Here is a 13,185-nt window from a genome sequence, read left to right as displayed (position 1 = left end):
ATCAATGAGCAGCGTGGAGCCGGTCGCACCCGGCGCCGGGGCCGCCCATGAACCGGCGACCATTGTCACTTTCTACTCATACAAGGGCGGAGTGGGCCGCACCATGGCCCTCGCCAATGTCGCCTGGCTCCTGGCCGGTGAGGGCTGCAAAGTACTCGTCGTCGACTGGGACCTGGAGTCACCGGGGCTGCACCGCTTCCTGCGGCCCTTCCTGAGCGACCCCGAACTGGCGCGGCTCACCGGCGTGGTCGAAATGGTGCGCGACTACGGCGAAGCCGTCGAACAACTGGCCGCCATGGGGCTGGAGGAGGCGGAGTACGAGCAGCGGTTGCTCGCCCTGCTCGACGTCCACACCGACGTCGGGCGACACTCTGACACCGTGCGATGGAGCCACTTCCCGGTCGAGCGCGGCAGTATCGACTTCCTCGGACCGGGCCTGCAGGACGGCTCGTACAGCGGCAGGGTGGCCCTGTTCGACTGGGCCCGCTTCTACGAGCAGCAGGCGGGCAAGCGGTTTATCCAGACCCTGCGCGACCGGCTGCGCGGCGACGACTACGACTACGTCCTCATCGACAGCCGCACTGGCCACTCGGACAACGCCGGGGTGTGCACGCTGTGGCTGCCGGACGTCGTCGTCGCCGGCTTCAATCTCAGCAACCAGTCGATAGAGGGCACCGCCGCGGTCGCCCGCCAGGTGCACGAGGACTCCAGGAGGACCGGCAGGGACATCCGCATCCTGCCGGTGCCCATGAGGGTGGAGGCCGTCGACCGCGGCAAGGCGGCCCGGCGGCGGACCTATATGGAACGGCAGTTCGCGGGGATCGTCGGCCCGCTGCTCGCCGGAGCCGCCGAGGGCTACTGGCGCCAGGTGGAGGTGCCGCACTCCGCCGGCGTCGCGTACGAGGAGGTGCTGCTTCCGTTCACCCTGGACCCCGGTGAGCCGTCCCTCCAGCTCCAGGCATATCTGCGGATCGCCCAGGAGATCAGCCGTGGCAAGGTGGCCGCGGTCCGGCCGGTGCCGGAGACGCCGCGGCAGGAATTCCAGCGCCGGTTCGAGGAGGTGAGGCCGTCCGGGCAGCGTACGGCCAAGATCGTCCACGCGCCGCGGGACCGCCAGTGGGCCGACTGGATCCGCGCCGAGCTGGCCCGCATCGGCATCAACTGCGAGATGGTCAACGGCAGCGGCGCCGGGCCCGAACGGCCCAGTGGGGAACCGACGTTCACAGTCGTCGTGGTCTCACCCGCGCTGCCTTCCGCGCCCGAATACGGAACCCTCAGCGACCAGTATCTGAAGACCTCCCGGCGGCTCGGAGCGGGGCATCGCACCCCGTCGATCGTGGCGGTCAGGGTCGAGGACGCGCGAGTGGGGGAACCCGTCGCCTCACTGCAGGGCCCCGACCTGCAGGGCCAGGACGAGCAGGCCGCGCGCGGCCTGCTGCTCGGCTGGTTCGGCCCGGGCGAACATGACTCCAAAGAGGTCTCCGCGCCGCGTCAGCCCGCAGACGGCGGGGCACGTTTCCCGGGGCGCATGCCCAAGCCGTGGAAGAGCCCGCAGCGCAACTTCACCTTCCAGGGCCGCGAGCAGTACATCGAACAGCTCCGCGATGCGCTCGTTCCCGGCCGGCAGGCCATGCCGGTCGTCCTCACCGGCCAGCTGGGCGTCGGCAAGAGCCAGATCGCCCTCGAGTTCGCGTACCGCTTCGCGGCGGACTACGACGTCGTGTGGTGGATCACCGCCGACAGCGTCGAGTGCGTACGCGAGGAGCTGGCGGGCCTCGTCGACAGGCTGGAAGTCACCACGCGCACCTCGCCCGCCGCAGTGCAGGACGCGCTGGACGTGCTGGCCGACGGTACCCAGCAGCACCGCCGGTTCCTGGCCGTGTACGACAACGCGCGCCGTCCCTCCGATCTGGCCGGCCTGCTGCCGAGCGGCGGCAGCACCCATGTCCTGATCACGTCGGACACCGACGACTGGAGCAGTGTGGGGCGGCAGCTCGACGTCGTCATGCCCACCGAGGCCGAGGCACGGCAACTGCTCGGAGTCCATTTCCCCGGACTCCCCGCGGCACTGGCGACCGACATCCTCGACGTGTCCGGCCGCCTGCCGCAGACCGTCGAACAAGCAGCCGCCCTCATCAAGGGCACCGGACTGCCGCCCAGGGAAGCGGTCACCCGCTACCGCCGGCAGATGACCGACGGCTCCGGAACGCTCTCGGCCGCCGGATATCCGGCGGAGGCCCGGCGTACCTGGGTGCTGTCGCTCGAGGCGCTGCGGGAGCAGGAGCCCGTCGCGGAGCGGGTGCTCCGGCTGCTGGCCCATTTGTCCCCGAGCGGTGTGTCCATGGACCTGCTGCGCTCCCCCGTCGCGCTGGAGTGGCTGAGCCTGTCACCCAATGAGCCGCCCACTCCGGTGACGGCCGGGGCAGCGTTCCGCGCGCTGGCCGACCTGGTGCTGGCCCAGGTCAACTATGCGTCGGAGCGGGTGGTGGGCGACGCGATGGGGCTGGCGTTCCTGCGGGACACAATGACGCAGGAGGAGGCCTCGGAATCCCGTGCGGCGGTCCACCGGATACTGGCAGCCTTCTCACCGAGCGATCCTGAGGTCGACGAGCCGCGCCACGTGCCCGTCTTCGCGGAACTCGACCAGCATGTCGGTCCGTCGGGCGCCGAGCGGAGCGACGACCCCGAAGTACGGCGGTGGCTGGTCAACCAGGTCCGCTCGCGGCGGCAGGCGCGGCGTCTCGACTGGGCTCTCGAACTCGCCACCCGGCTGCGCGAACACTGGGACCCGCAGTACGACCCCGACGATGTGCTGCTGCTGCGGTTGAGTGTGGAGCTCGCCAACATCCACCGCGACGCGAGCCGGTTCCGGGAGGCGGAGAGGGTGAACGTGCAGGCGCTGGAGCGGCTGCGCGCCACCCTGGGACTGAACCACCCGTACACGCTGCGCAGCGCACTGGGGCGCGGCGCGGAGCTGCGCGCCCTCGGCCAGGTCCAGGAGGCCTTCGCAGAGGACCAGTCCACCCACGAGATCCTCGCCGAGACGTTCGGCCCCGACAACCCGTTCACCATGATGGCGGAGGGCAATCTCGCGCTGTCGCTGGCCATGGTCGGCATGACGGCCGAGGCCCTGGATCTGACCCGGGAGACGTACGGACGCCGTAAGCGGGTGCTCGGCGTCGACAATCCCCTGACCTGGCGCGCGGCGGCTCAACTCGGCAACCGCTACCGGGAGTCGGGCGAGTACGGCACCTCGCTGCGGCGGCTGCAGTACGTCTACAACGAGGCCGTCGCCCGGTTCGGTGAGTCTGATCCGACGACACTTGGCGCGGCCCGCGGTCTCGCCGCGACGCTGCGCCGCCTCGGCAGCCCGGAGGAGATCAGCGCGGCTCGCAAGCTCGACTCGGACACGGTGGCGGGCTGTCTGGCGTACGGCGGCCCGGGTCACCACGAGACTCTTGCCACGAAGCTGGCGCTCGCCGCGGACCTGCGGCGCATGGGCGACCACGACAAGGCGCGCGGCCTCGCGCGGGAGTGCCTGGAGCAGTACGCGACATGGGAGAGCGGCCATCCGTTCCAGCGGATCTGCCAGGTGAACCTCGCCCTGTGCGAGCGCTCGGCGAACCTCGTCGACAGCACGGAACTCAGCGACGAGGGCTGGCAGGGCCTTGTCGCGACGCTCGGCTCCGACCATCCGATCACCCTCGTCGCGGCACTCGACCACGCGAACGCCCTGGTGTTCGCAGGGGAGTCGGAGGCGGCCCTGGAGCGGGACCGGGACACGTACATGCGGCTGAAGGACCGCCTCACGGACGAGCACCCGCTGACGCTGTGCGCGGCGACGAATCTGCAGGACAGCGAGGCCCGCGTGCAGGGCATCGGGACTCTGACAGGGGTGGAACGCAACGAGATCGACCTCGACATGCCCTACATCTGAGACGGAACGCGAGCGTGTCATGCACGGCAAGGAGGATGGTCGGTGGACCAAGCGACGCGGAAGAGGCTGGGCGGGCCCTGGTCGGTGGCAGTTCTCTCCGGGCGTCCGGGCGTGGGCGCGACCCTGATCACGGCAGCCTCCGGGGCGCTCGTCGACGCCGCGGTCGGTCCCGTGGGGCAGAACGTGATCCTGATGGACGCCGATCTGCGTACGGGAGGGCTGACCGCTCTGCTGCGCGGCTGGACCGCGGGGGGTGGGTGCGTGGACGGACTGGCCGGCTTCGCCCTGGATACGGGCAGCTTCCACGAGCGTTCCGTCCAGGGGCGGCTTCAAGAACTCCGGTCGCCCGACGGGCGAGTCGGCGACATGTGCCTGCTCGGACTTTCCACCCCGGGCAATCCTGATCTGGCGCGCCTGCCCGACCTGCCGCAGATCATGGGCAGATCGGTGGAGCTGCTGAGGGAACTGGCGGGCTGTCTGCTGGTGGACTGCGGTGCGGGCTGGGGAGCTCAGACGCTTGAGGTCTGCAACGCCGTCGAGTTCATTGCCCTGATCGGGGGACCGAAGGACCGTGCGGGTGACGAGACCCTGCGGCTGCTGGACCACCTGAAGGAACACGGATTACTGCGCAAGACCATTGGGTACGTCCGGAATCTTCCCGATCGGGGCCCGCATCCCGACGCCGACGCCGAACCGGACAATGGCACATTTCCGCTGAGAACGTTCGTTGATCTGCCGTACGATCCCCACGTCGCCGCGGCAGTCCGGGACGGACAGCTGCCTGATGCGGAGGCCCCCTTCGGGGCTGTCCTCAGACAGGGTATGGAGGCACTCGAACCGGTCCTGTTCCGCTCGGGCTTCGACATCTACTGAGGAGGGCGTGTGGTGGACAATGCCGACCCCGAACGCTCGGACGCGGCCGATCGAGGCTCTTCGCCGACCGGCCCGAGGGCGGGTGCGGTGACGTATCCGGGTTCGATGCCGAGTCGGGTGGCTCCGGAACCACGCCGGGCCGGCCATGTCACCTCCGACAGCGAGGCCTTCATCGCGCTGTGCTCCGGCGTGCTGAAACCGGAGAGCCTGCACCATGTGGCCGCGTACCACCGGGGAGTCTTCAACTACTCCGTGGACATCCTGGACAGTACCGCGCTGTCCGGCTTCTTCTCCGGCGACAAGGACCCCCGGACCAGCCGGGAGCTGTACGTCCGGGTGGGACGCCAGCTGAACTTCCTGCTGGGGCGCATGGACCGGTCGCTGCGCCCGGTGGAGAGCGGTCGGCTGATCCGTACCGTACTGCGCCTGGAAGAGGCGTCCGTCTTCCACTACTACGTACGGCCCGGTGAGTATCTGACGGGCGTCTCGCTGGGCCGGGACGCCGCCGAAGCCGGTGACCGGGCGATGACGCGGCTTGCGACGCAATTCCGGAACCAGTTGCGTCAACTGCGGATCGACTACGGCGGCTTCATCGATATCGAGGCTGTCGAAGAAGCGCAGGGGGCGGAGCTGGGGGCGGGGGAGTCGGCGCACGCGAAGGAGCCGACGCACGCCGAGGAACAGGCGCACGCTGAGGAACGGGCGGAGGGGATCTCTCCCGCCTTCGCCATCCCGGGACCTGCCTCGCACAAGGAAGCGCTCCACACGGAAGAGGTCGGCGACCCTGGGCCGAGCACTGAGCAGATTCGCGTGCTGTGCGCCTCGTCGCTGTTCGCCGAGGATCTTCACTATGTGGCGTACGTCGATCCGGCCTCGGAATTCCTGTCGGCGGACCTGCTGGAGGACGATTCTCTCACCGCTTACTTCGCCAGCATCACCCGGCAGGAGCGTCGGGACCGCTACCAGGAACTGGCACGTCGGCTGCACTTCGTCGTGGCCCGTCTGGATCATTCTCTGAAGGCGGTACTGCCGGGGCGGCTGACGCGGACAGTGCTCGATGTGGACGAAGGCGCTCTCTACTATTGCGCAGTCGGGAATGGCGCATTCCTGCTCGGTGTCACGCTGCATCAGGACCGTGTTGCATACGCCGACCGCCGCATGACCGTGTTGACGCATTCCGTTCAACGAATCGTCAAAGAGAATGGCGAAAACATCAATTGACGCTGTGGCGGTCGGTGTTGGACCATATTGAGTGGTTTATCGCTCCCTTGTCGGCGCACCTCCCCGGTTCTCAGGTATCGGCGGGCGGGAAACCCTAAGGTCATCGGTGCTCCGGTGATACGAGCGCCGGACGGGGAGGCGGCCTCCATGCTCAGAAATATGACCCGCGGGGGATCCCCTGGCGGTTTCCTCGGTGCGACCAGGCATCTGTGGATCATGTTCGGGATCGTGGGAGCCGGCTGGGCGACAGGGGCGGGAGCCGGAACGGGCAGCCTCAGCGATTCCCCGGCGTATCTCTTCCTCACCACGCTCCTGCTGGCGGTCGGCCTGTACGGCAGCACATCCGACATCTCGCTGAGCGAGGCGCGCAACGACCTGCGCCTGCTGCTGCTCGCGGTCACGGTCGGCGTCATCGCCAAGGCCGCGCTGATCGCCCTGGTCTTCTGGTCCGCGCTGAGCGAACCGGCGTACCTCATTCTCGCTGTCGCCGTCGCCCAGATCGACCCGCTGTCGGTCGCTGCGTTACGTGACACCTCCCGGATGTCCCCGCGGGGCAAGGCGGTCCTGTCCGTCTGGGCCTCCTTCGACGACCCCGTGACGGTACTGCTGACCGCGTACACCGCTCCCATTGCCCTCCGGGCGCTGGACGGCTCCGCCGCCACGGGCGGCATGGGGATCACGACGGGAGCCGATCTCCTGGACTACGCCGCCCAGTTGGGGGGCAACGCCGCGCTGGTGGCCGTGGCGGCGGTGGCGTGGCTGATGCTGCGGCGCACGGGAGGAGCGGACCCGTTCCGCTGGTCCCGTACGGCCCAGACCGTCGCCGTACTGCTTCTGCTGGCACTGGTTGCGACTGCTGCCGGTTTCGCGCTGATGCTCGGTGTCGCGGTCATCGGCCTCTTCTTCCGCCCCCGGGTGCTCCAGCGGCACATCGGCAAGATCACCCAGGGTGCGTATGTCGTCGCGGCGTTCACGCTGGGCCTGCTGCTGATCAATGGCATCGACCTGGTCCAGGGCATGGTCCTGGGAGTCGCCGCCTATGGCGCCCAGATCGTGGTGGGCTCGGTGCTCGCCCGGAAGCTGGACCGTACCGACCGGGTCGCGCTCGCGCTGGGTCAGCAGAACGGGGTGACGGCGATCATCCTGGCGCTGTCGCTGCAGCCGATGTTCCCGGAGGCGGTGGCGATCGTGGCCCCGGCGATTCTGACGGTGAACTGCTTGCACTTCGCGGCGAACGCGGTGTGGAACCATCGACACCCGATCCCACCGGCTCCGCTTCCGCCGACCGGCCCTTTCCCGCCGGACCTGCCGGTTCCGGTCTCGGTACCACACTGGAAGGGCGAGGCCTCTGGCCCCTGGAAGGGCTCGGAGGGGGCTGCGCGCCAGGACATCGCGGCGGGGGAGGCGGACCTTGTCGCCGCTGTGGCGCGCCTGGCGGAGTACGGGGCGGTGGACGGCGCCGTGCGCGAGCGGGGCGGCTGTGTGCCGGAGAAGGCGGGGAGACCGGAGCGCGCGGGCGGCGCTGCATTCGACGGGTCCCGTCAGCGACGCGTCTTCGGGGCGACGCGGAACGGCTGAGCGTGCGCGGGAGGACGATGCGCCGTGCGGGCCGGGTCGAATCGGGGTTCGAAACCCAGTGGTTGGCTCCGGCTGTCTCCTATAGCCTCTGAAACCCGTGTCCTAGCAGGTCACAGCCATTTCGACCCGTGTAAGCAGAAGCCAAAGAGGTGCGTCGGATGTTCCTGACGATCAGTACGACCGGTACCCCAGAACGTCCCGCAAGCGACCTCGGCTTTCTGTTGCACAAGCATCCCGACAAGGCTCAGAAGTTCTCCACCTCGCACGGCACGGCGCACGTCTTCTACCCCGAGGCGTCCGCCGAGCGCTGCACGGCCGCGCTGCTGCTGGAGGTGGATCCGGTGGCGCTGGTGCGGCGCGGCAAGGGCAAAGGCCGTGGCGGGGCGCCCGATTCGGCGCTCGCGCAGTACGTCAACGACCGCCCGTACGCCGCCTCCTCACTGCTGGCCGTCGCGCTGAGCACGGTCTTCAAGAGCGCGCTGCGCGGTGTGTGCGCCGCGCTGCCCGGACGAGCCGAGGCCCCCATGCCGCTGCGCGTCGCGGTGCCCGCGCTGCCCGCGCGTGGTGGTGCGGAACTGGTTCGGAAGCTGTTTGGGCCGCTGGGCTGGACATCGGTCGAGGCAGAGCCGGTCGCGCTGGACCAGCAGTTCCCGGAGTGGGGCGACTCGCGCTACGTCCAGCTGACGCTGGAGGGGGAGCTGCGGCTCGCCGACGCGCTGCGGCAGCTGTACGTGCTGCTGCCAGTGCTCGACGACGCGAAGCACTACTGGGTCGCGCCCGACGAGGTGGACAAGCTGCTGCGGGCCGGCGAGGGCTGGCTGGCCGAGCACCCCGAGCAGAAGCTGATCACCAGCCGCTATCTGTCCCGCCGCTGGGGGCTCACCAGGCAGGCGATGGAACGTCTTGAGCTGGTACGGCTGGCCGAGACCGACGACCTCGAAGTCGAGGACGTGGACAACGCCGTGGACGAGACGACGGACACCGAAGAGAAGCCGGTTCCGCTCGCCGAGCAGCGGCGGGACGCGATTCTTGAGGCGCTGCGCGGGGCCGGGGCGAGCCGGGTGCTCGACCTGGGCTGCGGACAGGGCCAGTTGGTGCAGGCGCTGCTCAAGGACGTGCGCTTCACCGAGATAGTGGGAGTGGATGTGTCGGTGCGTGCGCTTACCATCGCCGGCCGCAGGCTCAAGCTGGACCGGATGGGCGAGCGGCAGGCCGCGCGGGTCAAGCTGATGCAGGGCTCGCTCACCTACACCGACAAGAGGCTGACCGGCTATGACGCGGCCGTGCTCAGCGAGGTCATCGAGCACCTCGATCTGCCGCGGCTGCCCGCGCTGGAGTACGCGGTGTTCGGATCCGCCCGGCCGCACACCGTGATCGTGACGACGCCGAACGTCGAGTACAACGTCCGCTGGGAGACCCTGCCCGCCGGGCATGTGCGCCACGGGGACCACCGCTTCGAGTGGACGAGGGACGAGTTCCGCACCTGGGCGGAGGCCATCGCAGAACGGGACGGCTACGTCGTCGAGTTCGTACCCGTGGGGCCGGACGACCCCGAGGTCGGGCCGCCGACCCAGATGGCCGTCTTCAACAGGACCGACAAGGCCGAGACCCACAGCGACACGCAGACCGAGAAGGAGGCGAAGGCCGCATGACCACCACGACCGCCGCGCCGGCGAGGCGCAGACTCCCGGTGACCGACCTGTCCCTCGTCGTCCTCATCGGCGCCACCGGATCCGGCAAGTCCACCTTCGCCCGCAAGCACTTCAAGCCCACCGAGGTCATCTCCTCCGACTTCTGCCGCGGCCTCGTCGCCGACGACGAGAACGACCAGAGCGCGAGCGGCGACGCCTTCGACGTACTGCACTACATAGCGGGCAAGCGGCTCGCGGCCGGGCGGCTGACCGTCGTCGACGCCACCAGCGTGCAGTCCGAGAGCCGCAGGCAGCTGGTGCAGCTGGCGCGCCAGTACGACGTGCTGCCGATCGCGATCGTCCTCGACCTGCCGGAAGAGGTGTGCGCCGAGCGCAATGCGGTACGCCCCGACCGGGCCGGGATGCCGCGCCATGTTATCCAGCGTCACCGCCGTGAACTGCGCCGTTCGCTGCGCGGACTGGAGCGCGAAGGCTTCCGCAAGGTGCACATCCTGCGCAGCGTGGAGGAGGTCGAGGCCGCCGAGGTCATCCTGGAGCGTCGCTACAACGACCTCAGGCACCTCACGGGCCCCTTCGACATCATCGGTGACATCCACGGCTGCAGCTCCGAGCTGGAGACCCTGCTCGCCAAGCTCGGTTATGTGGACGGCGCACACCCCGCAGGGCGTACGGCCGTCTTCGTCGGCGACCTCGTCGACCGGGGACCGGACAGCCCCGGTGTGCTGCGCCGGGTGATGAGCATGGTCGTGTCGGGCAATGCCCTGTGTGTGCCCGGGAACCATGAGAACAAGCTCGGCCGCTACCTGAAGGGCAGGAACGTCCAGCACACGCACGGACTGGCCGAGACCATCGAGCAGTTGGAGAAGGAGGACGACTCCTTCCGCGAGCAGGTGCGGGAATTCATCGACGGCCTGGTCAGCCACTACGTCCTGGACGAGGGCAAGCTGGTCGTCTGCCACGCCGGTCTGCCCGAGAAGTACCACGGGCGCACCTCCGGCCGGGTCCGCTCGCACGCGCTGTACGGCGACACGACCGGCGAGACCGACGAGTTCGGCCTGCCCGTGCGCTACGCGTGGGCGGAGGACTACCGGGGACGCGCCGCCGTGGTCTACGGCCACACACCCGTGCCCAGCACATCGTGGATCAACAACACCATCTGTCTGGACACCGGAGCGGTCTTCGGCGGCAGGATGACCGCGCTGCGCTGGCCGGAGCGCGAGCTCGTCGACGTACCGGCCGAGAAGGTCTGGTACGAGCCGGTGCGGCCGCTCGCCACCGAGGCACCGGGCGGCCGCGAGGGCCGTCCGCTGGACCTCGCCGATGTGCAGGGGCGGCGGGTCGTGGAGACCCGGCACATGGCGCGCATCGGCGTACGCGAGGAGAACGCCGCGGCGGCGCTCGAAGTCATGAGCCGTTTCGCGGTCGACCCGCGGCTGCTCGCCTATCTGCCGCCGACGATGTCGCCGACCGCGACCTCGAGGGAAGCAGGCTATTTGGAGCACCCGGCCGAGGCCTTCGCGCAGTACCGGGCAGACGGCGTCGCGAAGGTCGTGTGCGAGGAGAAGCACATGGGCTCGCGGGCGGTGGCGCTCGTCTGCCGTGACGCGGCGGCCGCACGGGAGCGCTTCGGGGTTGGGGGTATTCCCCCTGGCTGCGCCGGGGGCACCCCCACCCGGGCCGGAGGCTACGGGGGAGGACCGACCGGCGCGCTGCACACCCGTACCGGACGGCCGTTCTTCGATGACGAGGCCGTCACAGAGGAGATCCTGGACCGGCTGCGCACGGCTGTCACCGCCGCCGGTCTCTGGCAGGAGCTCGACACCGACTGGCTGTTGCTGGATGCCGAGCTGATGCCTTGGTCGCTCAAGGCGTCCGGGCTGCTGCGCTCGCAGTACGCGGCGGTCGGCGCCGCTTCCGGTGCTGTCTTCCCCGGCGCCACGGCGGCCCTCGAAGCGGCGGTCGCGCGCGGAGTCGAGGTGGAGGGACTGCTGGCCGAGCAGCGCGGCCGCGCCGGTGACGCCGCCGCGTTCACCGAGGCGTACCGGCGCTACTGCTGGACGACCGAGGGGCTTGACGGAGTGCGGCTCGCTCCGTTCCAGATCCTCGCCGTGCAGGGGCGTTCGCTGGCGTCCGTGCCGCACGACGAGCAACTGGCGTGGCTGGACAGGCTGGTGGAGCACGACCCCACGGGCCTGCTCCAGGTCACCCGGCGGCTGGTTGTGGAGACCGGCGAGGCGGCCTCGGTCGGCGCCGGTGTCGACTGGTGGCTGGAGATGACCGGAAGGGGCGGCGAAGGCATGGTCGTCAAGCCGCTCCAGGCACTCGCCAGGGACGGGAAGGGCCGGCTCGTGCAGCCGGGCATCAAGGTTCGCGGCCGCGAGTACCTGCGGATCATCTACGGTCCCGAGTACACCCGCCCGGAGAACCTGGAGCGGCTGCGCAACCGGTTCCTGAACCACAAGCGCTCGCTGGCGCTGCGGGAGTACGCGCTGGGCCTCGAGGCCCTGGACCGGCTGGCCGACGGGGAGCCGCTGTGGCGGGTCCACGAGGCGGTCTTCGCCGTGCTGGCACTGGAGTCGGAGCCGGTCGACCCGCGGCTGTGAACTGTTCGGGTGGATCTGGTGGACCGTTCGCCGGGTGAAGGGCGCTCCGCGCGGTGAGGATGGGGACATGGGATTCCACGTCGACTCCGAGACCGGGCGGCTGCGCCAGGTCATACTGCACCGGCCAGATCTGGAGCTGAAGCGCCTCACCCCCAGTAACAAGGACGCTCTGCTCTTCGACGATGTGCTGTGGGTGCGCCGCGCTCGTCATGAGCATGACGGATTTGCGGACGTCCTGCGTGACCGTGGGGTGGAGGTGCACCTCTTCGGGGATCTGCTGCGCGAGTCGCTGGAGATCCCGGAAGCCAGAAAGCTCGTCCTGGACCGGGTCTTCGCCGAGAAGGAGTACGGGCCGCTCGCCACCGATCACCTCAGAGCCGTCTTCGACGAGCTGCCCACGGCCGACCTGGTCGAGGCGCTCGTCGGCGGGATGACCAAGCGGGAGTTCCTCGCCGGTCATCCCGAGCCGACCTCCGTCCGCTTCCATGTGATGGACCTGGACGACTTCCTCCTCCGTCCGCTGCCCAACCACCTCTTCACCCGGGACACCTCCGCCTGGATCTACGACGGCGTCTCCATCAACGCCATGCGCTGGCCGGCCCGGCAGCGCGAGACCGTCCACTTCGAAGCGATCTACAAGCACCACCCGCTGTTCACCAGCCCGCGGGCGGGGGAGTTCCACCACTGGTCGGAGGGGCAGGACGACTTCCCCTCCACCATCGAGGGCGGCGACGTCCTGGTCATCGGCAACGGCGCTGTGCTGATCGGGATGAGTGAGCGCACCACTCCGCAGGCCGTGGAGATGCTGGCGCGCGGGCTGTTCGCGGCCGGCTCCGCCCGGACCATCGTGGCGCTGGACATGCCCAAGCGACGGGCCCTGATGCATCTCGACACCGTGATGACGATGGTCGATCGTGACACCTTCACCCAGTACGCGGGGCTCGGCATGCTCCGCTCGTACACCATCGAACCGGCCGTCGGACCTCAGGCACTCAAGGTCTCCGACCATCCGCCCGAGCACATGCACAGCGCGATCGCCGCCGCGCTGGGGCTGAAGGAGATCCGGGTGCTGACGGCGACGCAGGACGTGCACTCGGCGGAGCGCGAGCAGTGGGACGACGGCTGCAATGTGCTCGCCGTCGAGCCGGGTGTCGTCGTGGCGTACGAGCGTAATGTCACCACAAACACCCATCTGCGCAAACAGGGCATCGAAGTGATCGAGATCCCCGGCAGTGAACTGGGCAGGGGCCGCGGCGGCCCTCGCTGTATGAGCTGTCCGTTCGAACGTGATGCCGTGTAGTGCCGTACCCCGGGCCCGGCA

General features: G+C 69.4%; 7 protein-coding genes. All 7 read left to right on the top strand.

The features are described 5' to 3' along the window. Nucleotides 1-4: 4 nt before the first annotated feature. The 7 genes from fxsT (at nucleotide 5) to ACFYWY_RS34100 (ending at nucleotide 13,164) form a co-directional block, all read left to right on the top strand. The gene (fxsT, locus tag ACFYWY_RS34130; RefSeq protein WP_389194061.1) at nucleotides 5-3,937 is read left to right on the top strand and encodes an FxSxx-COOH system tetratricopeptide repeat protein; all 3,933 of its coding nucleotides are present in this window, start codon (nucleotides 5-7) and stop codon (nucleotides 3,935-3,937) included. 42 nt (nucleotides 3,938-3,979) lie between these two features. Beyond that, complete coding sequence (locus ACFYWY_RS34125) at nucleotides 3,980-4,810, top strand: hypothetical protein (protein WP_389194058.1); 831 nt, start codon at nucleotides 3,980-3,982, stop codon at nucleotides 4,808-4,810. 252 nt (nucleotides 4,811-5,062) lie between these two features. Then, nucleotides 5,063-6,031, top strand: a complete 969-nt coding sequence (locus ACFYWY_RS34120; RefSeq protein WP_389194055.1) for a hypothetical protein — start codon at nucleotides 5,063-5,065, stop codon at nucleotides 6,029-6,031. Nucleotides 6,032-6,190: 159 nt separating this feature from the next. Further along, a complete protein-coding gene (locus ACFYWY_RS34115; protein ID WP_389194052.1) occupies nucleotides 6,191-7,609 on the top strand; it encodes a hypothetical protein in 1,419 nt (472 codons plus the stop codon). 158 nt (nucleotides 7,610-7,767) lie between these two features. Beyond that, nucleotides 7,768-9,261: a 3' terminal RNA ribose 2'-O-methyltransferase Hen1 gene (locus ACFYWY_RS34110; protein WP_389194049.1), complete on the top strand. Its 1,494-nt coding sequence runs from the start codon at nucleotides 7,768-7,770 to the stop codon at nucleotides 9,259-9,261. Then, entirely contained in the window at nucleotides 9,258-11,864 is a 2,607-nt protein-coding gene (locus tag ACFYWY_RS34105; RefSeq protein WP_389194046.1) for a polynucleotide kinase-phosphatase, read from the top strand. Before ACFYWY_RS34110 ends, ACFYWY_RS34105 begins: the two co-directional genes overlap by 4 nt. Before the next feature lie 67 nt (nucleotides 11,865-11,931). Beyond that, a complete protein-coding gene (locus ACFYWY_RS34100; RefSeq protein ID WP_389194043.1) occupies nucleotides 11,932-13,164 on the top strand; it encodes an arginine deiminase in 1,233 nt (410 codons plus the stop codon). The last annotated feature ends 21 nt before the right edge of the window (nucleotides 13,165-13,185 follow it).

The sequence above is a fragment of the Streptomyces sp. NPDC002870 genome (genome assembly GCF_042888505.1).
GTDB lineage: Bacteria > Actinomycetota > Actinomycetes > Streptomycetales > Streptomycetaceae > Streptomyces.
The sequence above is the reverse complement of the archived record's forward strand: the minus strand, read 5'-3'. Positions and strand labels throughout refer to the sequence as shown.

What these genes read in the sequence shown, in the direction of transcription:
- ACFYWY_RS34110 (WP_389194049.1), top strand. Translation starts at nt 7,768, where the DNA reads ATGTTCCTGACGATCAGTACGACCGGTACCCCAGAACGTCCCGCAAGC.
- ACFYWY_RS34115 (WP_389194052.1), top strand. Translation starts at nt 6,191, where the DNA reads ATGACCCGCGGGGGATCCCCTGGCGGTTTCCTCGGTGCGACCAGGCAT.
- fxsT (WP_389194061.1), top strand. Translation starts at nt 5, where the DNA reads ATGAGCAGCGTGGAGCCGGTCGCACCCGGCGCCGGGGCCGCCCATGAA.
- ACFYWY_RS34100 (WP_389194043.1), top strand. Translation starts at nt 11,932, where the DNA reads ATGGGATTCCACGTCGACTCCGAGACCGGGCGGCTGCGCCAGGTCATA.
- ACFYWY_RS34105 (WP_389194046.1), top strand. Translation starts at nt 9,258, where the DNA reads ATGACCACCACGACCGCCGCGCCGGCGAGGCGCAGACTCCCGGTGACC.